Below are 25,316 nucleotides of genomic sequence, written 5' to 3' on the forward strand. Positions count from 1 at the left end.
CCCGCCGCCCCGCCGGCACCTCGCCCGGCGCCCGCGCCGCGTCCGGCGCCGGCGCCCCGCCCGGTCGTCGCCGCCGCCGCCGACAAGGAGCCCGGCGGCCTGTTCGCCGATCCCCGCCCCGAGCTGCCGTCCATTCAGGCCCCGACTCCCGCGCCGCGCCGCATCGCGCCGCTGCTGATCGGCAACCCGCGCGACGCCGGGCAGCGCCTGGGCGAAGCCGTCGCCGAGACCTGGCACGCCTCCAACTGGGGCGGCTACCGCATGGACATCCCCGTCAGCATCGTCGGCGGCCTGGCCCTGTTTCCCATCAAGGGCCACAGCGAGGACGTCGCCCGCATCATCTACAGCTCCAGCGACTACCAGCTGCTGCAGGGCTACCGCGAGATCTACGCGCACACCTGGTCCCAGCGCCCCGACCTGGGCGCCCGCATGGCCCCGCTGATGGGCTGGCTCACCGAAGAGGGCGTGAAGGAGAAGGCGTACGCGGTACGCCGGGTCACCGAGACGGCGCTGCGCTACGGCATCCTGGCTCTGACCGGCGACCCCGACCCCTACAACCGTGCCGACACCGACGTGATGTCGTGGACGATCACCTCGCTGCGCTCGCTCGGCGCCAAGCAGGGGCTGGGCGAGTACCACACGCCGCCGGAGCTGTGCGACGTGATGGCCCGCATGGTGTGCACGGAGCCGCCCGAAAAAGGCCAGCGGTTCCACGAGCCCGCCGGCGGCACGGGCGGCATGTTCCGCTCCCTCGCCCAGCATCTGCGCGAGATGCACGCGGACCCCGCCGACTACGTGTGGGCGCTGAACGAGCTCGAACCGCTCGCGGCGGCCGGCGCGGCCGTCAACGCGATCGTGTGGGGCCTGGGCCCGAACGTGGTCATCGCCTGCGGCGACACCCTCGCGCAGGGCGACCTGTACGAGCAGGCCGTGCGGGAGCGGGCGGCCCTCATCGAGGAGCGCGACGAGATCGTGGGCCGCCTGGCGGTGGCCGAGGCGGCGCAGCGGGCGCTGGCGCTCGCGGACCGACTCATCGGCAAGCAGGCCGTCTGACCTGCGGCTTCGTCGAAAAAATCCTTGACCCCCCACCGAATGAGGTTAGAATAAGAGGAGATGGGAGGGGGGGGAAGCCCCCCGGTGCTACAAGGAGAACTGCACATGAGCGAGCAGCCGGACGTCTCGACCGCGACCTGCGAGGGCGGCAGCTGGAAGCTGCGAGTCCGCCACGAGGGCGAGACGACCATCGCCGAAGTGTGGTGCTTCGGCGTCAAGCTGAGTGAGACGACGCTGAACACGAACGGCGACGTCACGGTCCGCGAGGCGTGACCCTGGCGCGGGCGGCGGATGACTCCGCCGCCCGCGCTCAGATATGCCACACCACTCGACCGAACCACACGTCTTGGAGGGGGAACGACCCCCCGAACCGAAAGGCAGCCCATGTACCAGCGCGGCCAGCGTGTCGTCCTGACGGCCACCAACGCCCCCCACACCGACCTCCGCCCCGGCGACGAAGGCACCGTCCGCTCCTTGGATCCCACCCTCAGCCAGCTCAGAGTCACCTGGGACGGCGGCTCCCGCCTCTCGATGCTCCTCGACGAAGGCGACAGCGTCCGCCTCCTCCCCTGATGCACGCCGGCCCCGCCCCACCAGGGCGGGGCCTTCGCACAGCACCACCCGACCCCTTGGAGAACCGAATGCAGCTCGCAGCCCCCACCCCCGACGCTCAGCCCGACCTCTCCGAACTCGAATCCTCCGCCCGCAGGTGGGCCAGCCGCGCCCGCGCCCTCGTCAACCGCGCCGCCTGCGACGACCAGGAGAACGCCCTCGGCGTCGCCGCCTTCCAGCTCAACTCCGCCGCCCAGTGGCTCAGCCGCGGCGACACCGACAAGGCCCGCGACTCCCTGCGCACCGCCTGCAGCTACGCCGGCAGCGAGGAGGCCATGGCCCCCCAGCTCGCCGACGCCACCCGCACCCTCCTGGGCGCCCTCCCGGCCTGACCCAGGCCGGCCCCGCCCCACCAGGGGCGGGGCCCCACGCCCCATCCACCAACGACCCCTTGGAGAAGAACGTCGTGCAACTCGCACCCTCAGCCCTCCACGCCACCGCCGAAACCCTCGCCGGCCACCTCGGCTGGACACCCAATGAACTGATCATCGACGGCATCGTGAGCCTCGACGGCCCCCACGACCGCCAGATCGGCATGCGCCTGATCGGCGACGGCAGCACCATCCAGCTGTGGGCCACCGGCGGCACCCAGCCCGCCGACCACCAGCCCGTCGAGGGCATCGCGCCCTTGCCGCACGGCCGCCGCTGGCACACCTGGGTCCACATCGGCGCTCTCGAACCCGACAAGGACCCCGGCGTCGTCCTCTACAACACCATCAGCGACCGCCTGCTGCCCGTCTTCGACACCAAGCCCCTCTACGTCGGCCACCGGCCGTGGGCAGAGGCCTTCGACAGCGCGCTGTCCGAGGTGATGGCCGAGTCGACGCCGGAGGCAGGCACCTCCCTGCGCGACTGCGGCCCGGAAGCGCGCACCCAGCCGCAGGACACCGGTGAGGACAGGGAACCCACGGCCGAGCCCGAGCCCGCGCCCGAGGCCACGCCGGAACCCGAGCAGCAGGCCCCGGCCGAGCCCACCGCCAAGGTCATCCCGATGCGGGCCCGCCGCGCCAAGCCGGCTGCCGACGCTGAGCCCAAGCGCCCGGCCCGCAAGCGCGCCCCCGCCAAGTCGGCCACCGACACCCCGGCCGCCGACGCCGCCGCCGAGGCCAAGCCGAGCCCCACCCGCAAGCGCGCCGCCAAGCCCGCCACCGCGGCCGCCGACGCCAAGGCCAAGCGCCCGGCCCGCAAGCGCGCCCCCGCCAAGCCGGCCACCGACAAGCCCACCTCCTGACCCCACCCCCACACCGGGCCGCCCACCCCACCAGGTGGGCGGCCCGACCCGTACCGCAGACTCCTCGGCATCTCCGAAACCGACATCAACGACGCCCGCTGATCACCAGAGCGGGGGAACGGCTACCGCAAGGGCTCACCGAGTAGCACTGACGTCCAGGACGTAGCAACTTCCCTCGCTGCTTCCGTATCGCTGGGAGTTCAGGGGATAGTTGATCACCTTCGATTCGCGCGGCGCCAGGGTGAACTTTGCCGGGCTACCATCATTCGCTACGAGCACCACGCCATCGACTTGCGGTGAAAAGGTCTCCTGCTGGTTCCCATCGTTCACGAAGCGGATTTGCGCGACTCGCGCGGGCAGCATCGCCGCACTCCCCTCGGGCTGGAAGAGGTTGGTCTGGGAACAGTCGACGACCGAGCCAGTTACATGCTCGATTTCGTCCCCTCCACCCGTGAACGCGTACAGGACACCTCCGATAGTCAGAGCCAAGCCGACTCCGGCTGCAACCACCAGCCTGGTTGGGCGTCTGGCTGGAGAAGGCGGGTACGCAGGCATCGGGGGCGCGCCTACAGAGCGTTGCTCTTGCAGTGCCGCCCACGCCTCGATGTAGAGGTCGATGCATTCCTGACAAGTCGCTTGCTCTGGCTCTTCGGCTCGCGGCGCTGAACGGTCGATCGGCGCGTCACACATGGCGACCACGTCGCCCTTGAAGGCGATGTGCACCACCCCCTCCGCCATGCCCATGCCCCTTTCGGATCGGCCCAAGGCGAGCGGTCACGCAAATCCGCGAACCGCCTACAACCAGGCATTCGCAACACCCTCGCGGAGTAGATCAGATAGTGGAGTGACTGAAAAGGGCTTTGGTGCGCGAGGGACCCGCCCGAGCGTCCTGTACGGGCTGGTCCCGCAGATCAACCCCTCCGCCACGCCAGCCGACAGCGACAACGTCCCCTGACCCCGCCAGGAGCGGACGCCGGACGTACATTCGGATACATGGGTGAGCGGCCAGCACGCATCGGCCCCACCACGGACCGGGCCACGGCCGCGCTCATCCTTCACTTCACCCCGAACCAGGTCGGCTACTGCGCACGCTGCCAGGGACTGATGGTGCGCTACGGGCCCAGTGTCAGCGCACTTGGAGGACTACATCGCCGAGTTGCGATCCTCGGTCGCCCCGGAGGACGACCGCCAGGCCCCGCCGGTCCGGCTGGGGTGACATCGTCGCGACGTTGCGATCCTCGGTCGTCCCGGAGGACGACCGCCAGCCTGAGGGACGGACGAGGTCCTGTACGAGCGGACGCTGTTGCGATCCTCGGTCGCCCTGGAGGGCGACCGCCAGTCGAGGTTCCAGTTCGCCACGACCGGGAAGCCGGTGTTGCGATCCTCGGTCGCCCCAGAGAGCAACCGCCACCAACAGGATGGTAGGTAGCAATACCGCCGCCCATCCACTTGTTGCGTCCCCGGTCGCCCGGACGGTCACCACCACCCGCGTCACCGCCGTACGTGCCCGGCGCGGTCTTGTAGTTGCGATCCCCGGTCCCCCTGGTGGGCGACCGCCAGGCCCATCTCGTACGCGCGCTGCAGCACGAACTCCACCGGGCTGCGATCCTCGGTCGCCCCGGAGAGCGACTGCCAGTCGCTGTCATCCCCGAACTCCCAAGCCAAGTTCTCGACGTTGCGATCTTCGGCTGCCTCAGAGGACGACCGCCACGTGGACCAGGGCGCCGAACAGGTAGCCGTCCACTTGGTTGCGATTCTCGGTCGCCCCGCAGGCGACCGCCACGATCCCGATCGTCATCTCCACTCAGGGACTGGAGTGGTTGCGATCTTCGGTCGCCCCAGAGAGAGACTGCCAACTTGTCGGCGTACTCCACCAACAGAAACGTGTAACGGCTGTGATCCGCAGACGTTTTGGACTGCGACCGCCACTACTCCCGGTGGGTAACCACCGATTGAGCATCAAGCCGTTGTGGCCGTCGGCCGCCCCGAGGACGATTGCCACTTCAGGACGCGGGACAGCTCGTCACTGCCGGTGAGGGTGTTGCGATCCTCGGTCGCCCCGGAGAGCGACCGCCAGCTGACACGGCAGATCGGTCTCGACTCCGACCTCATCGTTGCGATCCTCGGTCGCCCCGGAGGGCGACCGCCAGGGCGCGGATGCTGGCCCCGTCGCGGTACAACTGGGCGTTGCGATCCTCGGTCGCCTCGGCGGGCGACCGCCAGGCAGGCCTGCCCACCGTGGGCGTGCCCGGCGTGGAGTTGCGATCCTCGGACGCCCCGGAGGGCGACCGCCAGCCGGTGCCGGTACCGGTGAACCCGGAGATCATCTTGTTGCGATCCTCGGTCGCCCCGGAGGGCGACCGCCAGCGTCGCGGGCAGAGTCGCCGCCCTTGCCGATCATCTTGTTGCGATCCTCGGTCGCCCCGGAAGGCGACCGCCAGGTCGATGATCATGCCGCAGAAGTTATCTCGCCACTGTTCGTTGCGATCCTCGGTCACCTCAAGGGCGACCGCCACCAGTCAGCGGGCAGGGTACGGCCTACAACCTGCCATTGCGACCCTCGCTTGCCCGGGAGGGCGACCGCCACCTATCCCTGCGGTTGACGATACGCCCTGCACAACCCGTTGCGATCCTCGGTCGCCCCGGAGGGCGACCGCCAGTACGAGCCCAACCCCGGCGGCGACGGGATCACGGTGTGGCGATCCCCGGCCGCTCTAGAGGGCGGCTGCCATAGGTACAGCGCTCGACCGACAGTCGTGACCCGAAGAAATTGCGACCCTCGGCTGCCCCGAAGGACAACCGCCATGCCGGTGAGGGTCTCGGCGCGCTTACGGGCGACGATGTTGCGATCCTCGGTCGCCCTGGAGGACGACCGCCATGCCTGGAGCTGGTGGATGGCATTGATTTCAAGATCGTTGCGATCCTTGGCCCCCACGGCTGGAGAGTTCAGTCGATGAGCCGGGTCAGGGACACGCCAGCGGGCGCGTTGTCTTCGTCGATGGTGATCCGGTCGGCGTAGTCGTCCCAGGAGCGTGCCTCGCTGTGGCCGAGCGGCTTGATGCGGATCAGGTCGAAGAGCTTGTGGGCGGGGGCTCGTCCGTACGCGTCGTCGTGGGAGAAGACGTACAGACCGCGGATGGCCATTTCGCCGCGGGAGGATGCCCGGTCGTGGTCGAACATCATCGTCAGGGCCTGCCAGTAGGCGGCGAGGTCTTCCGGGGTCACTCCGGCCTTGGCACCGAGGGCTCCGGAGTAGAAGCCGTGGCCGCGGTATAGCCCGTAGGGCACGTAGTGCTTGTTGCCCATCTCGGTGACCTTGCCCTTGGCCAGGTCCTCGGGCTTGTTCGGGGCGACACGGGTGATGCCGGCCTCGAGCGGGGTGACGGGGTCGATGGAGCGGGAGAAGGTGAGCTGCATGGGCCCGCGGGCCCTGCCCGCGTGCTTCTTCTGGTCGCCCACGGACATGACGGCTCCGAACAGGCGCACGTCCCAGAAGTTGCGGATCATCCACTCCTGCGCGGTGGCGGTCTCGCCTTCCTTGGCGCCCCCTTCGACGTAGGCGCGCTGGATCTGCGGGTTGAGGGCGACGCCCTGTTCGACGTACATCTCGAAGCCGGGCTGGCCCTGATGGACGAGAGTGATGGTGTTGCGGATCTTGCGCTTGAGGGCGACGTCGGTGATGAGGCCCTGGCCGGTGATGGGGTCGGTCCGGGGCATGCCGCCGGCGTCGGGGTCACCGTTGGGGTTGCCGTCCTTGACGTCGATGAGGAAGACGTAGTCGTGCTTGCGGGTGGGGTCCAGGTGCGCGTCGGTCATGGTTGTGCTCTGTGTCCTTCCGGGGTTGTGGCGTCGTGGTGAGCTGGCGACGGCGGGGCGTTACCAGAGGGTGTTGTCCGAGGAGTCGGCGTCCTCGGCGGAGGCTTCGGGAAGGGCGTCCGCTTCCTGTTCTGCGGCGAGTTCCTTGCCGGCTTCCCGTGCCTTGATGGCTTCTGCCGCAGCGCGTGCGGAGTGAGCTCGCTGGTGGTCGTAGCCGAGGATGAACAGGGCCTGTTGTTCGGTGCTCAGGTGGGCGGGGATGGTGTCGAGCAGGTCGAAGGCGTCCCGCAGCCGACTGTCCATGGCCTTGGCCGCGGGTCCACTGGTGCGGGCGATGGTGCGCAGGTGCGGTCGTGCTCCGATACGGAGGCGGGTGAGGACGGCTCGGGGGGAGACGACCGCGGTGCTCAGGTACTTGTCGGTGATGGTGGTGTTGACCTTGGGCATGGCCTTGCGCTGGATCGCTTCGAGCATGGCCATGATCCGTCCGCATACGTAGCCGGGCTCGGTCGACTGGGGGTTCAGCTGGGGCACACAGAGCTCCTTGTGGCGAGTGGTCGTACGGATCAGGGCGAGGCGCAGCAGGGCGATGCGGGGCCGGGCGAGGTGGTGGTCGGCGCGGATGCGCTGCAGGAGGACCGGCAGGAGATGGGCCGGTGGGGCGGCGCCGTGGAGTGCGGCTTTGGTGAGGTCGGCCTGGAGGTGCTTGGGGACGGTGGTGTCGACGTACTTGTTCTTGCGCTTGTCCCAGCGGGCGCAGGCGAGGGCGAGTCGCCAGACGGACCAGTAGGTGTAGGTGTTGTTCCAGCCGTCCCAGGTCTGCTGGTCGGCGAACCAGGTTCCGAGTCTCCGTTTCAGTTCGGGGACGGGGATGGTGATCCAGTCGGCGACGATGACCCTGTTGGTGTTCACCCGCAGGGTGAGGGCGTGGAAGGCGTCCTCGTCGAGGACTGCCAGTGCGTCTCGTCCCCGCCGGGGGTGGCGGAGTCCGGCGATGAGCTGGGCCACCTCCTCGGGCTGGGGGTCGCTCAGGGTCCACATGGCTGTGTCGGTGTCGGGGTCACGGGTCCACCAGACGATGGCGGAGTCGTCGGCAAAGGCGCGGTGTTCGGGGTCGGCGAGCAGCGTGTTCAGGGCGGTGGCGGACTTGGTGCCGCAGTCGACGCAGATGGGGGTGGCACCGAGCTGCTTGGTGCCGGCCCGGAAGTGGGCGGGCTGGTTGAGGCAGACCAGCTGGGTGTTCATCCCGGAGTTGGGGATGCCCTTGATGGGAACCGGGAGCGTGGACAGCAACGGCATGACGTGTCCGCACACGAGGCAGAGCCCCTGGTTCGCCTTGCCCGTCTTCCCGCTCTTCGCTTTCTTGACCCTGTGGGCCCACCAGCTCTTGGCTTCCGGCAGGTCGTGGACCCACTCGCCGTCCACGCTGATGGCAACGAGGTGGTCCTTGTCCATCTCCAGCGGCCACGCGGTCGGCGCGTGGCTGTTCAGCCATGCGGCCACCGCCTGCGCCTGGGGAAGGTGGGGGTGGTCGTTGCACCAGGAAGTGACCAGTGCACGGTAGGCGGCGTGCCGGGTCCTCGCCTTGGTGACGTCGGCAGAGTTGGTCGAGAGGACCTTCTCCCCGTCCGCCCCTTTCACCAGGCCGGGATGGGCGAGCGCGAACTGTGCGGTGTCGGCAAACAGGATCGGTGCCGGCTTGGGCCCGGAGCGTCCGGTGTATGGGGCGGTGATCTTTCGCTGTTCCTGGCGGAGGTCGATGACCAGCGGTTCGGTGTCTCCTGTGCCGGAGAGGTCGATCTGCCACATGACCTGGCGCGCGAGGTAGTACTCGGGGGTGTCGCCCTGGCGGCTGTCGGCTTGCTGGACGAGGCTCTGCAGTAGCACGTCAGGCCACCTCCTCCGCGGAGGCTCGTCCCTCGGCTCCGGGCATGCCACTGACCTCGGCGGGTGCGAGCGGGCGGTCGGGCACGTGGAGAACGCCGTGCTCGAGGCTGGCCCGGAACCAGTGGTAGCGTTCCTTGCCCTTCGGGAGGTACTCGATGTGGTGGAGCATCAGCCCGAGCTCGTCGATGGGCGGAATGCCTGCCTGGTCGGCGGCGGTGACCACGCCGGCCTCCTCCGCCGATCCGCGAGGCCCGAAGAAGGCTGCGAACTCGCGGCAGCCGAAATGGGGCTGCTCGTAGCAGGCACCACGTGTGAGCCGGCGGTCGAACTGGTCGCGGTACTTCGGCAGGGGCGCGGTGCACCGGTCAGTGGCGCGGATGGTCGCGTGGATGCGGTAGGCGACGTCGCTCAGGGCGACGGTGACCCGCTGGCCGCGGTCTTCGGCGACGTCGTAGCGGTAGCCGTTGTTGGCCTGCAGGCTCTCGTAGGCGTTCTTGGTGATGATCGAGTTGTTGACCTCGTTGCGCCGGAAGCGGGTCCACCTCACCGGCTTGAGCTGCTCGATCCGTTCGACCCGGTAGGTCATCTCCGGCTTCCAGAAGATGGCTTCCAGCAGTCCCTTCGCCGCGGAGGGGGTCATGGTCGGATATGAGACCCGCTCGACTTTGAGCTCCGGACGCGTGAAGCAGGCCAGCGGCCCCCATGCCTCCACCTCAACGTGTAGCGGCCGGTCCGCGCGCTCACCGCGCCGCCGGGTCTGCTCTCTGGTCATACAAACTTCCCCCTCCATGTGCGACTCGGCCGGTTGTCAGTGCTCCCCGTTACCGTCACGACACTGGCGATCGACCCGGTTCCTCTGCGGCCACCCAAACGTCGCCGTGGCCCCGGGACGGCAGCTGGCCGATCCGCGACTCACGTGTCCCAGGGTGGACCGGTAACGAAATGTGGTGGTCTGGTGGATTCTCAACGCATAAATGATGAGATGTCAAACGGTCTTGCGGACAAGGCAGTTGATCCAGTAGGTGAGTCAATGCCGGTTCATGAAGGCCGACTCGTGGCCCACTCGCCGGGCCACCAAGGGACCTGGCACTGGTACGAAGACCACGCCCGCGGTACGGGCGAGCTGGCCCGTCGGTTCGCAGAGCCATGGGGAGGCGGTGACCTCGCCTACCGGCTCGGACGCGACCACGACACGGGCAAAGGGGCCTGTGCGTGGCAGGAGGGGCTGATCGAGGAGGCCACCACCGGCCGCAAGACCAGACGGCCCCCGCACAACGACGCCGGAGCCCTCCTGTTCGCCCGGGCGGCCGAACCTTCCCCCGCTCTGCTGCCCTGCGCCGGTGTGATCGAGGGACACCACACCGGCCTGTCCGCGTGGTCGGAAGTCCGGCTCCGGCTGAAGGCCCTGATGGCCGACTCCAGCGAGGTCGACGAAGCCATCCACCGAGTCGCCGCGGTCATGCCGGAAATCCTGGACGGCTCATGCCCGGCCGCCCCGGACTGGCTCGACCCACGTGACAAGATCGCTGTGGAGATGCTGGTCCGCATGACCTACTCGGCCGTGGTCGACGCCGACCGGCTCGACACCGCCGCCCACTTCAGACCCGGCACGCGCATCCGGCCGCACGTCGGGATGCCAGAACTGTGGGAGAGGTACGAGGCCCGCCGCCAGGAGGCCCTCGCCGGACGTCAGCGCTCCAAGGGCGCCTCCTGGCTGGACAAGCTCCGCGAGAATGTCTACCAGGAGGCACTCGAAGCCGCTGCCGGCAAGCCGGGCGTGTACCGGCTGCACCTTCCGACCGGCGCCGGAAAGACGTTCACCGGCGGAGGCTTCGCCCTCCGCCACGCCTCCCTGCACGGCCTGCGGCGCGTCATCGTCGCGGTCCCGTTCATCTCGATCACCGAGCAGAACGCAGCGGAGTACCGAAGCCTCCTGGACCCGGAGCAAGGACCGCCGGTGGTGCTGGAACACCACTCAGCCGTGAACGTCGAAGCTCCGCAGCAACGCGCGCCGCAGTCCGCCGGCCCCTCGACGAACGTGCGCCACGGCCAGAAAGGGGGCCGGCCCAACCGGTGGGCGAAACTGGCCACCGAGAACTGGGACGCCCCCTTTATCGTCACCACCACCGTCCGCCTGATCGAAACGATCTTCGGAAGCACCCCCTGGGCCACCCGCCGACTCCACCGGCTCGCCAACTCCGTGATCGTCCTCGACGAGGTCCAGGCTCTCCCCGACAGGCTCCTGACCCCGATCCTCTCGGGCCTGCGGGAACTCGTGGAGCACTACGGCGTGACCCTCATACTGTCATCGGCGACCCAGCCGGAACTCGCCGCACTGAACCCCTGGCGCTCCGGCCTCCCGCAGCGTGACGTCGTCGCCGACCCCGCGCCGCTCTTCAAGCAGCTGCGCCGCGTCAGGTACGAGTGGCGGACCGGCCCGGAAGTGACTCTCGCAAGCATCGCCGCCGAGGCGGCCGAGAACGACCAGGCCCTCGTCGTGGTCAACGGGACCAAGGACGCCAGTCAGGTGCATCGCATCTGGCTCAGCACGAACCGCGACGAGGACCCAGGCGTCCTGCACTTGTCGACCCGCATGACCGGCGGTCACCGCCGAGAAACCATCCAGGCGACGAAGCAACGCCTGGAGAAGGGTTTGAACACCCTCCTCGTGTCCACCTCGCTCATCGAGGCCGGCGTCAACCTCGACTTCCCCCGCGGATACCGCGCCAGATCAACACCGGAGTCCGAACAGCAGGCCGCCGGCCGGGTCAACCGCGAGGGCAAGCGCCACGCGAAGGACAGCGTCATGACCATCTTCGATCCCCGGGACGGCCTCAACCCGGAGATGGTCTACAACACGTGCGCCATCGCAGCAGCGTCCCGCCGCTTCGGCGACGGGCTGGCCGATCCCGACGATCTGGACGTCCTCCGCTCGTACTACCAGCACCGCTACCGCCTCCAGGCAGGACAACACTCCAAGGACCCCAACGGAGCCACCGGAGAAGTCATCGAAGCGCTGCGAGCAAAGCTGCACTACCCGGAGGTCGCGCACAGAATGCGAATCATCGACAACGAACACTCCGTGGCCGTGGTCGTCATCCGCCCCCAGCTCGAAGAAGAAACCCGACAGGCCGCCCAGAAGGCAGTCGACCAGCTCCGTCGCGGCCTGCCAACGCCAACGACCTACCGCACCCTGCAGGAGCACATGGCATCCATCCCCGAGCGGGAACTGGAACTGGCGATCAACGCGGGTCACGCCATCGAAGTCGCCGGTGACCTGCACCAGTGGGTCGGCCCCTACCACCCCCAACGAGGCATCGAACCCCCTGCATGACCATTCAGACCACCGAGCAACGCCTCACCAGTACGCTGACGGAACTGGACCAGCCTGCTGCCGAAGTGTGGTGATCAGCTTGCAGTGAAAATTCGAGTGTTTGGAAAACCGGACCCGTCGCGGTGGTCGTCCGCCGTGCGACCGAGGATCGCAACGTCACCCCTGACGGCCTGGAGGAGGCGCTCGGGGACTGGCGGTCGCCCTCCGGGGCGGCCGAGGATCGCAACTCCGCCGCCATCAACTGGGCGTGCGTGTGCTCGCCCCTGGCGGTCGCCCTCCGGGGCGATCGAGGATCGCAACACGCTGCTGCTCAACGTCGGAGACTCCGCGCTCAACTGGCGGTCGCTCTCCGGGGGGACCGAGGATCGCAACACCAGCTGCGGCTGCGCGTACACGAGCGCACCCTCGAGCTGGCGGTCACCCTCGGGGCGACCGAGGATCGCAACGGTGCCTGCCGAGAAGCCCCGGCAGGTGGTCACCGCGCTGGCGGTTGCCCTCCGGGGCGATCGAGGGTCGCAACTCCACCAGGTCGGCCTTGGCCTCCGGCGGCAGGTACTGGCGGTCGCCCTCCGGGGCGACCGAGGATCGCAACCACGGCCCCTTGATCTGGAGATTCTTGAAGCTGGACTGGCGGTCGCCCTCCGGGGCAACCGAGGATCGCAACAGCACATGCATGTAGCGCGACATGGCGCCGAGCCGGGCTGGCGGTCGCCCTCCGGGGCGGCCGAGGATCGCAACAATGACCGGCCGATGGACTGGAAGGTGCCGATCGGTACTGGCGGTCGCCCTCCGGGGCGACCGAGGATCGCAACATGGCCTGCGCTCTCCCGTGACGGGACGCCCGGCGTCGTCGCCGGGCACGCTGGGCACACACGTGTTCTACGCCACGGTCTCGCCTTGAGCCGTCCAGGTCCGCAGCATGCGCTTCCGGCCGCCAGTCTCCTCAATGAGCCGCACCACGACGTTCGGGTCCTTACTGAGAGGCCGACCCACTCCGTGTAGCGGTCGCGGGCGGTCGAGGGCAGCGCCCACTCGCCTTCCACGGCGGGCCCGTCGGCCTCGAACTGAAGCCGAACAAGGTACATGGTCTCCATGCGGCGTTCCTCCGGCTTCAGTGTCGGCCCCGGCTCCCGGCGAGGACGGCCGACAGCACCGCGTCGGTGCCGAAGCGCGACGGGCAGGGTCCGCGGCGGTTTCGATACAGCGGGCCTCGTTGTCGTAGTGGTCGAAGGTCGCTACGACCTGGTCGTCGCACAGGCGGGTACCAAGCTGGTAGGTGAGGGCCGGCCGTGGCTGACCGTGGTGGTCTTGAGCAGGGCGTGCGGGACGACAGGCCTGAGGTCGTGGGCGTGGGCGCGCCCCGGCGTATTGGACCACTCGTGCCGGGCCGGGTTATGAGGCGCGGTGGAAGGGCGCGGTGGCGGCTGGGCCGACCGCGTTGGGGCCGAACTTCGCACGGATGCGGTCCAGGGTCTGCTCGGCAATGAGCCGGGACTCGCGGGCCTGGTCGAGGCTGATCTGCGTGGCCACCTGGTCGGCGCTGATGAGGTCCTGGCCCCTCAGGGTGATCCCGATCACTCGGGCGCGCTGGAGGCCGGCGGCGTCCATCAAACGGTAGGCGAGCGTACGCAGGTCTTCGTCGTGTGCTGAGGCCTCGGGCAGGCGGCGGGTCTTTTCCCAGGTGGTTCCGCCCGCGAAGGTCAGGGTCAGGGTGAGGGCCTGGGCTGCCTGGCCACGGTGGCGCAGCAGCAAGCCGAGTCGGACGACGAGGTCGAGCAGGGCGGTCCGGACCGTTGCGCCGTCGAGCGTGTGGTGGGGGAAGCGGTGCCGTACGGCGGCGGAGGCGGGCAGGGTGCGGGGGACGACGGGTCGGGGGTCGATGCCGCGGGCTCGGTCGGCGGCGAGGCGGCCGGCCTTCTTGCCGAGCAGGCGCTGCACGGTCGCAGGTGAAACGGCGGCGAGCAGGCCAACCGTGTGGATGCCGTAGTCGCGCAGGGAGGCGGCCTGGCGGGGACCGATGCCGTGCAGGGCCTCGACCGGCAGCGGGCCGAGCCAGCCAGCGGTCTCCTCGGGAGGGACCGCAAGGACGCCTCCGAGGCCGGTGATCTGGGTGGAAGCGGTGGCCGCGACGGTGGTCGTGGAGCCGATGCCGACGCGGACGTCGATACCGAGACGGGAGATGGCCCTGACACGCAGCATCTCGCCCAGGTGTCGGGCGTCGGTGCCGTGGTAACGCAGAGCACCCTTGAGTTCGACCAGTGCGCAGGTGGGAGGCAGTGCCTGGACGACCGGTGACAGGTCGGCCAGCAACTCCAGCACCTGCCGGTAGGCCTGCTCCGGAAGCCGGTCCAGACAGCGCACGTGCATCACCGTCGGCTGCCCCTCGATCTCGTGGTTCACGTGGCCACCTCCCACCCCCCACGCTATCGAACAGGAAATCGAACACGCGAGTGCAGCGACACCGCGCGGCGAGCCTAGAATCATAAATATGTTCGACGATCTGCCGTCTGACCTGGAAGGACTGCGCACCCTGCAGGTCTGGCATGAGAGGCGGCTGCGCCGCATCGACCGCAAGATCACTCAGCTGGCGCAGCGGCAGGCAAAGCGTCAGGCATCCGCCCGGCGCCTACGCGACCGCCACCACCACTCGTACCAGAACCGCGCACCGATCTACGTTGAGGCCTCCACGGCCCGGCTGCACTTGGATGTCACGGTCTGGCACTCGAACGCTCCCAGGAGCCCCTGCCTCTACGGAACGCTCATAACTACGGATTAGGCAAGCGGCATCGCCCGATCGGCCGTCACTCGCTGCTCGCCCACACGGCAGCGAGCGGTACGCTGTTTCCACTACTCAAGCAGCCTGGCGGTCGCCCCCGGGGGCGACCGAGGATCGCAACTGGAAGGTCGTCCATGAGGAGGACGGGCAGGTCTGCTGGCGGTCGTCCTCTGGGACGGCCGAGGATCGCAACGCCGAAGCGGTGTGCGCTCAGGTCGAATTCTGGGGCCTGGCGGTCGTCCTCCGGGATGGCCGAGGATCGCAACGGCCCGCTCGCGCAGATCATCGGCGCTGGACTCGTCGGCTGGCGGTCGTCCTCCGGGGCGACCGAGGATCGCAACCTTAGACGCGAGGGATCCGTCATGATCGCCCGAACCATGGCGGTCGCCCTTCGGGGCGGCTGAGGATCGCAACATGCGGTACGACAACCTCGGCGACGCCTGCCACCTTGTGATAGGGCACGAGTAGGTCACTCTGACCTGGCGGTCGCCCTTCGGGGCGACCGAGGATCGCAATCTTGTTTTGAGGCGCCCGACGTCCTTCTTGACCTGCTGGGGGTCGCCCTCCGGGGCGACCGAGGATGTCCGCCCACCGGTCGATGCCGCTGCCGACCGCGGCCGGGGCCTGCCAGGCCCGCTCGGTCACCAGGTTGTCGATCACCGCGGCGAACGTGATCGGATTACGTCCACCGGTGCGCTGCGACGGCCTCACGCGCCGGGTAGCGGCACCGCCTCCTGTCGCGTCGGCCGGCCGGATCTTCGCTGCAGCCCGAGCGACCTGCAGCGCTACTCAGGCCAGGTCCTCGCTCATGCGTACTCCTCCCAGGGACGGTCGATCACCACGCACGCTGCCAGGGCCTGACCGTGCGCTACGGGCCCAATGCCCAGGTCACATTTGTCGCTACTGTCAGGCGATCGAGCGCCAGAGCCGCTAGCCTGTCCCCAGCAGCCCGGACAGGGCCCGCGTAGACGGCCAGAGGCCCTATCCCCGAGCGGGGTAGGGCTTCTTTGCGTCGCAAGGGGTCTGCGCTGGAGGCGCTTTCGCCCCCGGCACTGAGCTGCAGGCCCGCCCGGCTGGGGCCGGGACAACCCGTCGGCGGGGCCCTTATGGGTCCCAGATGGGTCCGGAAGGACAGTGAAACCCCGTGAACGATCATCACGGCCCGGACACCCCCATACTTGCTGACCTGCACAGACGAGGAAAACAGGGACGCTCAGGGAAATCCGGGGCAACGCTCTGGCGAGCAGCTTCTACGTCGGGCGCGAGGCCGGGGTCACCCACCGGGTCCGGATCCGGGCGATGCTGCCGGACGGCACCTGGGGCGGCTTCTCGCCCGAGCGGACGGTGACGACGGGACGGCCGTAGGCCCTGGACGTGCGGGTCACCCGGACAGACGCGCCCCGCGTGCCCCGCACGGGTGCGGAAGGTTGGCTGGCCGCGAGGCAGCACGGGCGATTCCCTATCTCCGGCGGCACACGGGATGGCCCGCCGACCGTGCCGCCGGAGGACAGTCCCATGCGCCACACTCAGCAACTCCTGCGCTCCGGCCCGGTCGTGGCCGCCGCCGCGCTCGCGGCCGGTCTCGCCGCCGGGTCCGCCGCCGCCGGGCCGGGGATCTCCGTCAGCGCCAGCGGCTCGACCGTGACCGTCACGACCAGCACGTGCACCCAGGTCGACGGCAGCTGGGGCACGGCCTCGCTGCTCACCAGCAGCCAGGCGAACTTCACCCAGGGGCGCCAGGTGGCACTGACCGGGACGAGGACCAGCCAGACCGCCGCCTGGCAGAGCGTGAGCCCGGGCACCTACACCGTGATCGTCGTGTGCTCCAACAACATCACCGCGGGCACCCAGTCCATCGCGGTCTCCGGCGCCGTCCGCAGCACCCCGACGATCTCGGCCACGTCCTCGCCGTCCCGTGGCGTGGCGGGCGGTCTGGGCGGGGGCGTCAAGGACTACGGACCCGTCACGTTCGCGGTGGGCGGGGCACTGGTCGGGGCCGCGCTGATCGCCACGGGCTGGGTGCTGCGCCGCCGTTCGAAGCCGTACCGGCTCTGAGCGGCCGGGGTACCGTCACCGGGTCCCGTGGCCGGGCTGTTCGGGGAACTCCTCCAGCGCGTGCCGCAGCCACTGGGTCCAGAAGGTCTCCAGGTCGATGCCGGCCCGCAGCACCAGATGCCGCAACCGGTCCTCGGGGCTGTCCCTGCCGGGCGGGAAGTCGCGCCGCTCGATCTGCCGGTACTCCGCCAACTGCCGCTCGTGCAGCTCCAGATGGCGCCTGAGGTCGGCCTCCAGACCCGCGGTGCCCACCACGGCCGCGGCGCGCAGCCGCAGCAGCAGGGCGTCGCGGTGCGGCTTCGGCTCCTGGGCGGCGGCGGTCCAGCGGGCCAGTTCGGCGCGGCCCGCGGGCAGGACCTCGTAGCTCTTCCTCTGCCCGCGGGCCGGCTGTTCGGACGGCAGGGTGCGGATCAGACCGTCCGCCTCCAGCTTCCCCAGCTCGCGATAGATCTGCTGATGCGTCGCCGACCAGAAGTAGCCGATGGACTTGTCGAAGCGGCGCGTCAGCTCGAGCCCCGACGACGGCTTCTCGAGCAGGGCGGTGAGGATCGCGTGCGGGAGTGACATGGGGTCATCCTAGGGACGGGCCGTACGCCCGCCGCCGTCCCGGCATCCGGCTACAGGGCCGCCGCCAGTTCCGTGCCCTGCTTGATGGCACGCTTGGCGTCCAGCTCGGCGGCCACGTCCGCCCCGCCGATGAGGTGCGGGCGGTGTCCGGCGGCGACCAGTTCGTCGTACAGCTCGCGCCGGGGTTCCTGTCCGGTGCACAGCACGATCGTGTCCACCTCCAGGACGGTGCTCGCGCCGTCGACGGTGATGTGCAGCCCGGCGTCGTCGATGCGGTCGTAGCGGACGCCCGGGACCATGGTGACGCCGCGGTGCCTGAGCTCGGTGCGGTGGATCCAGCCGGTGGTCTTCCCCAGTCCGGCGCCGACCTTGGTGGTCCTGCGCTGGAGCAGGTGGACGGTGCGCGGCGGTGCGGGCCGCTCGGGTGCGGTCAGACCTCCGGGCGAGCGGTGTTCCATGTCGACGCCCCAGGCCCGGAAGTACGCGGCCGGGTCCTCGCTCGCCCTGTCGCCGGCGTCGGTCAGGTACGCGGCGACGTCGAAGCCGATGCCGCCCGCGCCGAGGATCGCCACCCGGTCGCCGACCGGGGCGCCGTCCCGCAGCACGTCCAGGTAGCCCAGGACGCGCGGGTGGTCGACGCCGGGGATGTCGGGGGTGCGCGGGGTGACACCGGTGGCGACGACGATCTCGTCGTAACCGCCGAGGTCCCCGGCGTCCACCCGGGTGTCCAGGCGTACGTCGACGCCGTGCGCGTCGAGCTGGTGGCGGAAGTAGCGCAGGGTCTCGTCGAACTCCTGCTTGCCGGGGACCCTGCGGGCGACGCCGAGCTGGCCGCCGATCCCGCTCGCGGCGTCGAACAGGGTGACCCGGTGGCCGCGTTCGGCGGCGCCGACCGCGCAGGCGAGCCCGGCGGGCCCGGCGCCGACGACGGCGACGCGCTTGCGCCGCCGGGTCGGGGACAGGACCAGTTCGGTCTCGTGGCAGGCGCGCGGGTTGACCAGGCAGGAGGTGATCTGCCCGCTGAAGGTGTGGTCCAGGCAGGCCTGGTTGCAGCCGATGCAGGTGTTGATGGCCTCGGGGCGGCCGGCGGCGGCCTTGTTGACGAAGTCGGGGTCGGCGAGCATCGGGCGGGCCACGGAGACCATGTCGGCGTATCCGTCGGCGAGCAACCGCTCGGCCACGTCCGGGGTGTTGATGCGGTTGGTGGTGACGAGGGGGACGGTGACCTCGCCCATCAGCTTCCTGGTGACGAACGCGTAGGCGCCGCGCGGCACGGAGGTGGCGATGGTGGGGATGCGGGCCTCGTGCCAGCCGATGCCGGTGTTGATGAGGGTCGCCCCGGCGGCCTCGACGGCCTTCGCGAGCGTGACGACCTCGTCCAGGGTGGAGCCGCCGGGCACGAGGTCCAGCATGGACAGCCGGTAGATGACGATGAAGTCCTCGCCGACGGCCTCGCGCACCCGGCGCACGATCTCGACCGGGAAGCGCATCCGGTTCTCGTAGGCGCCGCCCCAGCGGTCGGTGCGGTGGTTGGTCTGCGTGGCGACGAACTCGTTGATCAGGTAGCCCTCGGAGCCCATGATCTCCACACCGTCGTAGCCGGCCCGGCGGGCGAGGCGGGCGGTGCGGACGTAGTCGTCGATGGTCCGCTCGACGTCGGCGTCGGTGAGCTCGCGCGGGACGAAGGGACTGATGGGGGCTTTCAGGGCGCTGGGGGCGACCAGGTCGCGGTGGTAGGCGTAGCGGCCGAAGTGCAGGATCTGCAGGGCGATCCGTCCGCCCTCGCGGTGCACGGCCCCCGTCACGACCGCGTGCCGGGCGGCCTCCTCCTCGGTGGTGAGCTTCGCCCCGCCCTCGTAGGGCCGCCCCTCCTCGTTGGGGGCGATACCGCCGGTGACGATGAGCCCCACTCCCCCGCGGGCCCGGGCGGCGTAGAACTCCGCCATCCGCTCGAAGCCCCGCTCGGCCTCCTCCAGGCCCACGTGCATGGAGCCCATGAGCACGCGGTTGGGCAACGTGGTGAAGCCCAGGTCGAGCGGGCTCAGCAAATGCGGGTAACGGCTCATCGGCCCCTCCGTAGGCGGTGTCGTGCCGGTTCAGTTGTAGAGGACACGAGGGGCTTTGTGCAACTAGTTGCAAAACAATGCGCGCCCGGCGCTACGGCGACTCCTGGGCGCGGGCGACGAGCAGGGCCACGTCGTCGTGGTTGTCCGGGCGGTGCAGCGTGCGCAGCAGGAGGTCGCACAGCTCCTCCAGGGGCCGCGGCGGGCCGTCCAGCAGCGTCAGCAGCATCGCCAGGCGTTCGTCCAGCGGGTCCCGGCGCGTCTCGACGAGCCCGTCGGTGTAGAGCACCAGCCGGTCGCCGGGTTCCAAATCCACCGTCGTGGTGGAGAAGGCCACGCCTCCCACGCCCAGGGGCACCCCGGTGGGCAGGTCCAGCAGCTCCGGGGCGCGTGCGGCGCGGATCCGGGCCGGCGGCAGGTGCCCGGCGTTGGCGATCCGGCACTGCCGCCGGTGCGGGTCGTGGACGGCGTACAGACAGGTGGCGATGGCCTGGTCCAGTCCGTCGGTGATCCGGTCGAGGTGCTCGAGCAGCCGCGCGGGATCGAGGCCGAGCGGGGCCAGCGCCTTCGTCGCGGTGCGCAACCGCCCCATCGTGGCCGCCGCGCCGATGCCGCTGCCCATGACGTCGCCCACGACGAGCGCCGTCCTGTCGCCCTCCAGCGGGATCACGTCGAACCAGTCGCCGCCCACCTCCACCGCGGCGCCCGCCGGCTGGTAGCGGGAGGCGACCTCCAGTCCTCCGGTGACGGACGGGTGGCTGGGCAGCAGGCTGCGCTGCAGGGTGAGGGCGGTGTCGCGGGCGTTCTGGTACCAGCGGGCGTTGTCGATCTGCACGGCCGCGCGGGCGGCCAGCTCCCGGGCCAGCAGGACGTCGTCCGCGCTGAAGGGCCGCGGGTTGCGGATGCGTTTGAGGTCCAGCGCGCCCAGCACCTCGCCGCGCGCGATCAGCGGCACGGCCAGATACGAGTGCACGCCCGCGCGGCCCAGCAGTACGGCGGCCTCCGGGGAGCGGGCGATCACGGGCAGGTCCTCGTCCTTGACCTGCGCCACCAGCACCGGGCGCCCGGTGCGCACGCAGCGCGTGACCAGGCGGTCGGGGCCGTAGCGGGCGATCCCGCCGGGCGGATCGGCCGCCTCCGGGGCGTCCGCGGCGTGTTCCGCCCGTACGGCCAGGGCGCGGATCACCGCCGGCTCGGCCGGTCCGAGGCTGCTGTGGCGGCCCGCGACCACGGACTCGAGCAGGTCCACGGCGGCCACGTCGGCCAGCTCGGGAACGGCGACGTCGGCCAGCTCGCCGGCCGTACGCTCCAGGTCCAGGGTGGTGCCGATCCGGGCCGAGGCGTCGGCGATGAGGGCCAGGCGCCGGCGCGCGGTCTCCGCCGCGATGCCCGCCCGGTGCTGCTCGGTGATGTCCACGATCGACATGGCCACGCCCAGCACCGTGCCGGTGGCGTCCTCCAGCCGGTACAGCGAGAACGACCAGGCGTGGTCCTCGTCCGGGTCGGCCGGGGTCCGGCCGACCGTGGACCGGTCGACCAGCGGCTGCCCGGTCTCCAGCACACGGCGCGCGCCGGCCTCCAGGGCGTCGCAGTCCCACTCGGGCAGCAGCTCGCGCACCGTCCGGCCCACGTGCTGCTCGGCGGGTATGCCGTTGATCCGTTCCAGGGCCGGGTTGACCGAGACGTACCTCAGCCGGTTGTCCAGGACGGCCAGCCCGATCGGGGACTGCGAGACGATCCGCTCGGACAGCGCCACGTCCCGCTCCAGCCGCCGTACGGTCGACTGGTCGGCGGCGAGTCCCAGCGCGTAGACGTTCCCGCGGCCGTCGAGGAGGCGCATGTTGCGGAACTCCACCAGACGGGTGCTGCCGTCCTTGTGCCGGACGGGAAAGGCCCCGGCCCAGCCCCGGCCGGTCCGCAGGACGTCGGAGAACAGCTTGACGACCAGGTCGAGGTGCTGCTCGTGGACCATCAGCCGGGCGGCGTGCCGGCCCAGCGCCTCCCGCGCCGAGTAGCCGAAGAGGTCCGCGGCCTGGGGACTCCACAGCACGATGCGCCCCTGGGCGTCGAGGACCACCGAGGCCACGCCCAGGACGTCGAGCAGCCCACTGGGCCGTACGGGTCCGCTCGCCGGCTCGTCGCCCCCGACCGGGAGAGCCCCCGCCGCGGTCATTCCGCCCACCGCCTTCGCCCGTTCACGCGGCCCGCCGCCCCCGGTTCCGACTCGCCCTGCTGTACCGCGCCCACGCTCACCTCTCCGACGGTTCGTCGCCTCTCCCCCACCTTCCCCCAGCACAGCGGGAGCCGTCCCGCCGAATCGGCCGGACGGACCGACGGCCCAAGGTGTGGGGGGCCGCCGGTGGTGTTCTTCTGGGAGATGGTGCTTTGCTGAGGACCGGAGGTGGAGCGCCGAGTGCGGCACGCGGCGCGGCCACGAGAGGAGCGATCACGATGGACAGCGAGCGAACTCACCCCGAATCCGTCTCGGTGGAGCTGAGCGGATGCACCAAGGAGGACGCCCGGATCGTGTTCGACGCCCTGTGCGCCTGCTTCTCGTCCGACCGGTGCGCGGAGGACGTGCCCCGCGACTACGACGAGGTGCGCCCGACGGTGTGGCTCGGCACCTTCGACGTGGCCGAGGAGCACGGGGCCGGTTGCGGCCCCGCCCGGCTCGGGGCGTCCGTCACGGCCGACGTACAGGGCGGCTACTGGGCGATCGACCGGTTCCGTACGACCCTGGACTCCCTGTTCACCGTCCAGGACCTGTGCACGGCCTCCGGCGACCAGGAACGAGAACTGCACGTGCGCCTGGAAAGCCGCTGACACCGCACCCGGCCCGGCACCGCGCCCCCGTCCACCGGGGGACGCGGTGCCGGCGGCGCCGAAGCGGATCACGGCACGGCGACCCGGCCGTCCCGGTCCACGCCGTGCGATGCGGCTCACCCGTCGGCGTCACCGTCTACCCCCTGGTCCCCACGACGACGTTCGCGCAGAGGTCCTCCGAGACCTCCAGGCGTGCCGTCAGGCCGGCCCGGACGAAGACGGCCAGGGCCTCGGGGGCCTGGCGTTCGCTCGCCTCGGCGAGGAGGCAGCCGCCGGGGGCGAGCCAGGCGGGGGCCTCGGTGGCGACGCGGCGCAGGACGTCGAGGCCGTCGGCGCCGCCGTCGAGGGCGACGAGCGACTCGTGGTCGCGGGCCTCGGACGGGAGGAGGCCGACCTCGCGGGTGGGGACGTAGGGGACGTTGGCGGCGAGGACGTCGACACGGCCGCGCAGCTCCCCGGGGAGCGCCGTGAACAGGTCGCCGGTGTGGACCGTGCCGTTCACGGGGGTGAGGTTGCGTCGGGCGCAGCGCACCGCGGCCGGGTCGATGTCGGCGGCGTGCAGTTCCAACGGGCCGAGCACGACGGCCAGCGCCGCGCCCACCGCGCCCGAGCCACAGCACAGGTCCACGACGACGGACGCGTCCGGGGCCTGGGCCACCGCCCGGTCGACCAGGAACTCGGTCCGGCGCCGCGGTACGAAGACGCCCGGTTCCACGGCGATCCGCAGACCGTGGAACTCGGCCCAGCCCAGGACCTGTTCGAGGGGCAGTCCGGCGACGCGCCGGCCCACCAGGGCGGCGAGCTCGTCCGGTGTACGGGCGCCGGCGAGGAGCAATTCGGCTTCCTCCTCGGCGAACACACAGCCGGCGGCGCGCAGCGCGGCGACGACCTCGGCACGCGAGGACGAGGCGGAGGAGGAAGAAGAAGAAGGAAGGCAAGGGAATGCGGACATGGAGGCCTGGACCTTTCGGGAGCCGAAGGGAGCTCCCGTGGTCGCCTACCGACGGCGATCCGCGCCGTTCCGAGGGGAGAGCACCCGACCTGACACAGCGGTAATGGGTCCCACCTCCTCGGCTGACTGCGACCGGGACTGTCCACGGCCGCGGGCCACCCTATCCCAAGGTCCGGACTCCGGCGGTCCTTTCGGCCTCCTCCGACGCCCCTCACCGGCATCCGCTTCGCATCCAGTTGTATTATGCAACCAGGAGAGCAGGGGAGGTTGTCCCGTGACCGCAGCCGCAGAGCCGCACCGGGCCGGCGCCGTCCGGGACCGTACCGCCGGGGACGCGGCCGTCGAGACCATCCAGCGCGAGATGACGATCTTCGCCCGCCGGGCCCGGGCCTCAGCCGGACGCATGCACCCGGAGCTGTCGCTGGTGTCGTACACGTTGCTCGGCCACCTGGAGGAGAGCGGCCGCTGCCGGGCCACCGACCTGGCCGCGCACTACGCGCTGGACAAGTCCACCGTCAGCCGTCAGGTGTCCGCCCTGGAACGGGCCGGCCTGGTCGAGCGGCGCCCCGACCCCGACGACCTCCGCGTCCAGGTGCTCCATCTGACGGCCGCCGGCCGGCGGATCCTCGCCGAGGTCACCGAGCGCCGCCGCGCGGCCTTCCGCGAGCGTCTGGCGGACTGGAGCGAGGAGGACCTCAAGCGCTTCGCCACCTACCTCACCCGTTACAACGCCTGGTACGGGCGTAGCCAGGACGGCTCCTGACGCACCCCGGTGACCGGGCCTGCCGCCCACGGTCACCGGCGCTGGCCCGGAGCGAGCCGCGGCCGGGCAGGACGCGGCCGGCCGGCGGCACAGGTGCCGGGACCGGGGGTTCGGGCGCGCCCACCGCCGGCGAGAGGCTCTGGCGGACCCCTCGGCCGCCGCCGTACGGTCTGACCGTCCGTACTCTCTCCACAAAGGCGGTAGTTGATGGCCCTGTTCGACCTTCCGCTCGACGAACTCCGTGAGTACCGCAGCGCGTCCGCCGAGCCCGAGGACTTCGACGCCTTCTGGTCCAAGACCCTCCAGGAGGCCCGCGAGCACGATCTGGACGCCCGGTTCGACCTGGTGGACACGGGACTGGCGACGGTACGGGTGTACGACGTGACCTTCGCCGGGTTCGGCGGCCACCCGGTCAAGGGCTGGCTGACCCTGCCCACCCGGGCCGACGCGCCGCTGCCGCTGGTCGTGGAGTTCGTCGGCTACGGCGGTGGGCGCGGACTGCCGCACGAGCACCTGCTGTGGGCGTCGTCGGGCCGGGCTCACTTCGTGATGGACACGCGCGGACAGGGCAGCGTCTGGGGCGGCGGAGGCGGCACCCCCGACCCGGTGGGCGGCGCGCCGGCGTACCCCGGCTTCATGACCCGTGGCCTGGACGCCCCGGAGAACTACTACTACCGCCGGGTGTTCACCGACGCGGTACGGGCGGTCGAGGCGGCGCGCTCGCACCCGCTGACCGACGCGGGCCGCACCGCGGCGATCGGCGCGAGCCAGGGCGGCGGCATCACGATCGCCGTGGGCGGCCTGGTGCCGGACCTGGTCGCGATCGCGCCGGACGTGCCGTTCCTGTGCGACTATCCGCGTGCGGCGACGCTGACCGACCGTCACCCGTACCGGGAGATCGGCCTCTACCTCAAGACGCACCGCGGGCGCACCGAGGACGCGCTGCGCACGCTCTCGTACTTCGACGGGGTGCACTTCGCCGCCCGCGGCCGCGCCCCGGCCTTGTTCTCGGCGGCCCTGGAGGACCAGACCTGCCCGCCCTCCACCGTGTTCGCCGCGTTCAACGCCTGGGCGCACGAGGACAAGGCGATCAAGGTGTACGACTTCAACGACCACGAGGGCGGCGGCCCCTACCAGGAGGCGGTCAAGCTGCGCTGGCTGCGGTCGTACACCTGACGGAGCCGGGCGAGGCGAACGCCGGAGGGCCCGTGCCCGCATACGACCCCCGGGTCCACGGCCGGGGTGAACCGGGCACCGCGGTGGCCGTCACCACGGACGGCGGGACGGTGGCGGACCCGTGGGGCGGCCGGGCCGACGCGGCGCGCACCCGGCGACGGCTCCGGCGCCGCACCGCCGCGGCGGGCCCGCGCCCGGATGCGGCGGG

Annotated in this window: 23 protein-coding genes and 1 pseudogene; 12 read left to right on the plus strand and 12 right to left on the minus strand. The window is 70.7% G+C overall.

All coding sequences use genetic code 11. The annotated features are described in order from the left end of the window. The 5 genes from RH94_RS39195 to RH94_RS46255 form a co-directional block, all read left to right on the plus strand. Positions 1 to 1,053 (plus strand): N-6 DNA methylase (locus RH94_RS39195; protein ID WP_079189324.1); only part of this gene is annotated, 1,053 nt, incomplete at its 5' end. 105 nt (positions 1,054 to 1,158) lie between these two features. Next, the gene (locus tag RH94_RS41030) at positions 1,159 to 1,326 is read left to right on the plus strand and encodes a hypothetical protein (protein WP_158073123.1); all 168 of its coding nucleotides are present in this window, start codon (positions 1,159 to 1,161) and stop codon (positions 1,324 to 1,326) included. Between the two features lie 111 nt (positions 1,327 to 1,437). Further along, positions 1,438 to 1,626 (plus strand): DUF4314 domain-containing protein, encoded by a 189-nt coding sequence (locus RH94_RS36835; RefSeq protein WP_073952660.1) that lies wholly within the window; start codon positions 1,438 to 1,440, stop codon positions 1,624 to 1,626. Positions 1,627 to 1,694: 68 nt separating this feature from the next. Then, the gene (locus RH94_RS36840; RefSeq protein ID WP_073952661.1) at positions 1,695 to 1,997 is read left to right on the plus strand and encodes a hypothetical protein; all 303 of its coding nucleotides are present in this window, start codon (positions 1,695 to 1,697) and stop codon (positions 1,995 to 1,997) included. Between the two features lie 59 nt (positions 1,998 to 2,056). Next, positions 2,057 to 2,896 carry a hypothetical protein gene (locus RH94_RS46255; RefSeq protein ID WP_073952662.1) on the plus strand — a complete coding sequence of 280 codons (840 nt, stop codon included), beginning with the start codon at positions 2,057 to 2,059 and terminating at the stop codon, positions 2,894 to 2,896. A 135-nt stretch (positions 2,897 to 3,031) separates the two neighbouring features. Here the strand turns inward: RH94_RS46255 and RH94_RS36850 are convergent, their stop codons facing one another. The 6 genes from RH94_RS36850 to cas5c all read right to left on the minus strand — a co-directional run bounded on the left by RH94_RS36850 (position 3,032) and on the right by cas5c (position 9,371). Continuing rightward, positions 3,032 to 3,634 carry a hypothetical protein gene (locus RH94_RS36850; protein ID WP_143204115.1) on the minus strand — a complete coding sequence of 201 codons (603 nt, stop codon included), beginning with the start codon at positions 3,632 to 3,634 and terminating at the stop codon, positions 3,032 to 3,034. Between the two features lie 753 nt (positions 3,635 to 4,387). Then, entirely contained in the window at positions 4,388 to 4,561 is a 174-nt protein-coding gene (locus RH94_RS41035) for a hypothetical protein (RefSeq protein WP_158073124.1), read from the minus strand. Positions 4,562 to 5,004: 443 nt separating this feature from the next. After that, a complete protein-coding gene (locus RH94_RS40495) occupies positions 5,005 to 5,412 on the minus strand; it encodes a hypothetical protein (RefSeq protein WP_143204116.1) in 408 nt (135 codons plus the stop codon). A gap of 430 nt (positions 5,413 to 5,842) precedes the next feature. Further along, positions 5,843 to 6,712, minus strand: coding sequence for a type I-C CRISPR-associated protein Cas7/Csd2 (gene cas7c / locus RH94_RS36860; RefSeq protein ID WP_073952665.1), 870 nt, complete (start codon positions 6,710 to 6,712; stop codon positions 5,843 to 5,845). Positions 6,713 to 6,772: 60 nt separating this feature from the next. Next, complete coding sequence (cas8c, locus tag RH94_RS36865) at positions 6,773 to 8,599, minus strand: type I-C CRISPR-associated protein Cas8c/Csd1 (RefSeq protein ID WP_073952666.1); 1,827 nt, start codon at positions 8,597 to 8,599, stop codon at positions 6,773 to 6,775. 1 nt (position 8,600) lies between these two features. Next, positions 8,601 to 9,371 carry a type I-C CRISPR-associated protein Cas5c gene (cas5c, locus tag RH94_RS36870; protein WP_073952667.1) on the minus strand — a complete coding sequence of 257 codons (771 nt, stop codon included), beginning with the start codon at positions 9,369 to 9,371 and terminating at the stop codon, positions 8,601 to 8,603. A 183-nt stretch (positions 9,372 to 9,554) separates the two neighbouring features. Here cas5c and RH94_RS36875 point away from each other — a divergent pair, with 183 nt between their 5' ends. After that, positions 9,555 to 11,933, plus strand: a complete 2,379-nt coding sequence (locus tag RH94_RS36875; RefSeq protein ID WP_143204117.1) for a CRISPR-associated endonuclease Cas3'' — start codon at positions 9,555 to 9,557, stop codon at positions 11,931 to 11,933. A gap of 417 nt (positions 11,934 to 12,350) precedes the next feature. Here RH94_RS36875 and RH94_RS46890 read toward each other — a convergent pair whose 3' ends face one another. Next, positions 12,351 to 12,620 (minus strand): hypothetical protein, encoded by a 270-nt coding sequence (locus RH94_RS46890; protein WP_073952669.1) that lies wholly within the window; start codon positions 12,618 to 12,620, stop codon positions 12,351 to 12,353. 705 nt (positions 12,621 to 13,325) lie between these two features. Further along, on the minus strand, positions 13,326 to 14,300 hold the full coding sequence (locus tag RH94_RS36885; protein ID WP_073952744.1) for a DNA polymerase Y family protein: 975 nt from the start codon (positions 14,298 to 14,300) through the stop codon (positions 13,326 to 13,328). A gap of 121 nt (positions 14,301 to 14,421) precedes the next feature. Between RH94_RS36885 and RH94_RS36890 the strand changes: the two genes are divergently transcribed. The 3 genes and pseudogenes from RH94_RS36890 (at position 14,422) to RH94_RS36895 (ending at position 16,764) form a co-directional block, all read left to right on the plus strand. Further along, on the plus strand, positions 14,422 to 14,709 hold the full coding sequence (locus tag RH94_RS36890) for a hypothetical protein (protein ID WP_073952670.1): 288 nt from the start codon (positions 14,422 to 14,424) through the stop codon (positions 14,707 to 14,709). Positions 14,710 to 15,954: 1,245 nt separating this feature from the next. Then, positions 15,955 to 16,074 (plus strand): annotated as a pseudogene (locus RH94_RS45840) (fibronectin type III domain-containing protein); the annotation flags it as partial. Positions 16,075 to 16,224: 150 nt separating this feature from the next. After that, positions 16,225 to 16,764: a hypothetical protein gene (locus RH94_RS36895; RefSeq protein WP_073952671.1), complete on the plus strand. Its 540-nt coding sequence runs from the start codon at positions 16,225 to 16,227 to the stop codon at positions 16,762 to 16,764. 15 nt (positions 16,765 to 16,779) lie between these two features. On the opposite strand, the gene RH94_RS36900 is transcribed toward RH94_RS36895, so the two are convergent. The 3 genes from RH94_RS36900 to RH94_RS36910 form a co-directional block, all read right to left on the minus strand. After that, on the minus strand, positions 16,780 to 17,331 hold the full coding sequence (locus RH94_RS36900) for a PadR family transcriptional regulator (RefSeq protein ID WP_073952672.1): 552 nt from the start codon (positions 17,329 to 17,331) through the stop codon (positions 16,780 to 16,782). A gap of 50 nt (positions 17,332 to 17,381) precedes the next feature. Then, positions 17,382 to 19,397, minus strand: a complete 2,016-nt coding sequence (locus RH94_RS36905) for an oxidoreductase (RefSeq protein ID WP_073952673.1) — start codon at positions 19,395 to 19,397, stop codon at positions 17,382 to 17,384. 91 nt (positions 19,398 to 19,488) lie between these two features. Continuing rightward, positions 19,489 to 21,567: a SpoIIE family protein phosphatase gene (locus tag RH94_RS36910; RefSeq protein WP_073952674.1), complete on the minus strand. Its 2,079-nt coding sequence runs from the start codon at positions 21,565 to 21,567 to the stop codon at positions 19,489 to 19,491. 278 nt (positions 21,568 to 21,845) lie between these two features. Here RH94_RS36910 and RH94_RS36915 point away from each other — a divergent pair, with 278 nt between their 5' ends. Further along, positions 21,846 to 22,217 carry a hypothetical protein gene (locus tag RH94_RS36915; protein ID WP_073952675.1) on the plus strand — a complete coding sequence of 124 codons (372 nt, stop codon included), beginning with the start codon at positions 21,846 to 21,848 and terminating at the stop codon, positions 22,215 to 22,217. A gap of 136 nt (positions 22,218 to 22,353) precedes the next feature. On the opposite strand, the gene RH94_RS36920 is transcribed toward RH94_RS36915, so the two are convergent. Beyond that, positions 22,354 to 23,169 (minus strand): putative protein N(5)-glutamine methyltransferase, encoded by an 816-nt coding sequence (locus RH94_RS36920; protein WP_073952676.1) that lies wholly within the window; start codon positions 23,167 to 23,169, stop codon positions 22,354 to 22,356. Between the two features lie 361 nt (positions 23,170 to 23,530). Between RH94_RS36920 and RH94_RS36925 the strand changes: the two genes are divergently transcribed. Continuing rightward, on the plus strand, positions 23,531 to 23,932 hold the full coding sequence (locus tag RH94_RS36925; RefSeq protein ID WP_079189333.1) for a MarR family winged helix-turn-helix transcriptional regulator: 402 nt from the start codon (positions 23,531 to 23,533) through the stop codon (positions 23,930 to 23,932). Between the two features lie 207 nt (positions 23,933 to 24,139). Then, positions 24,140 to 25,108: an acetylxylan esterase gene (locus tag RH94_RS36930; protein WP_073952678.1), complete on the plus strand. Its 969-nt coding sequence runs from the start codon at positions 24,140 to 24,142 to the stop codon at positions 25,106 to 25,108. Positions 25,109 to 25,316 lie beyond the last annotated feature (208 nt).

The organism is Streptomyces kebangsaanensis, from assembly GCF_001906585.1.
Classification (GTDB): Bacteria; Actinomycetota; Actinomycetes; order Streptomycetales; family Streptomycetaceae; genus Streptomyces; species Streptomyces kebangsaanensis.

Coding starts and splice junctions, on each gene's coding strand:
- RH94_RS36930 (WP_073952678.1), top strand. CDS start 24,140: ATGGCCCTGTTCGACCTTCCGCTCGACGAACTCCGTGAGTACCGCAGC.
- RH94_RS36920 (WP_073952676.1), bottom strand. CDS start 23,169: ATGTCCGCATTCCCTTGCCTTCCTTCTTCTTCTTCCTCCTCCGCCTCG.
- RH94_RS36905 (WP_073952673.1), bottom strand. CDS start 19,397: ATGAGCCGTTACCCGCATTTGCTGAGCCCGCTCGACCTGGGCTTCACC.
- cas7c (WP_073952665.1), bottom strand. CDS start 6,712: ATGACCGACGCGCACCTGGACCCCACCCGCAAGCACGACTACGTCTTC.
- RH94_RS36900 (WP_073952672.1), bottom strand. CDS start 17,331: ATGTCACTCCCGCACGCGATCCTCACCGCCCTGCTCGAGAAGCCGTCG.
- RH94_RS46890 (WP_073952669.1), bottom strand. CDS start 12,620: ATGTCGCGCTACATGCATGTGCTGTTGCGATCCTCGGTTGCCCCGGAG.
- RH94_RS36925 (WP_079189333.1), top strand. CDS start 23,531: ATGACGATCTTCGCCCGCCGGGCCCGGGCCTCAGCCGGACGCATGCAC.
- cas5c (WP_073952667.1), bottom strand. CDS start 9,371: ATGACCAGAGAGCAGACCCGGCGGCGCGGTGAGCGCGCGGACCGGCCG.
- RH94_RS36890 (WP_073952670.1), top strand. CDS start 14,422: ATGTTCGACGATCTGCCGTCTGACCTGGAAGGACTGCGCACCCTGCAG.
- RH94_RS36910 (WP_073952674.1), bottom strand. CDS start 21,567: ATGACCGCGGCGGGGGCTCTCCCGGTCGGGGGCGACGAGCCGGCGAGC.
- RH94_RS36840 (WP_073952661.1), top strand. CDS start 1,695: ATGCAGCTCGCAGCCCCCACCCCCGACGCTCAGCCCGACCTCTCCGAA.
- RH94_RS41030 (WP_158073123.1), top strand. CDS start 1,159: ATGAGCGAGCAGCCGGACGTCTCGACCGCGACCTGCGAGGGCGGCAGC.
- RH94_RS36885 (WP_073952744.1), bottom strand. CDS start 14,300: ATGCACGTGCGCTGTCTGGACCGGCTTCCGGAGCAGGCCTACCGGCAG.
- RH94_RS36915 (WP_073952675.1), top strand. CDS start 21,846: ATGGACAGCGAGCGAACTCACCCCGAATCCGTCTCGGTGGAGCTGAGC.
- RH94_RS36835 (WP_073952660.1), top strand. CDS start 1,438: ATGTACCAGCGCGGCCAGCGTGTCGTCCTGACGGCCACCAACGCCCCC.
- RH94_RS36895 (WP_073952671.1), top strand. CDS start 16,225: ATGCGCCACACTCAGCAACTCCTGCGCTCCGGCCCGGTCGTGGCCGCC.
- RH94_RS36850 (WP_143204115.1), bottom strand. CDS start 3,634: ATGGCGGAGGGGGTGGTGCACATCGCCTTCAAGGGCGACGTGGTCGCC.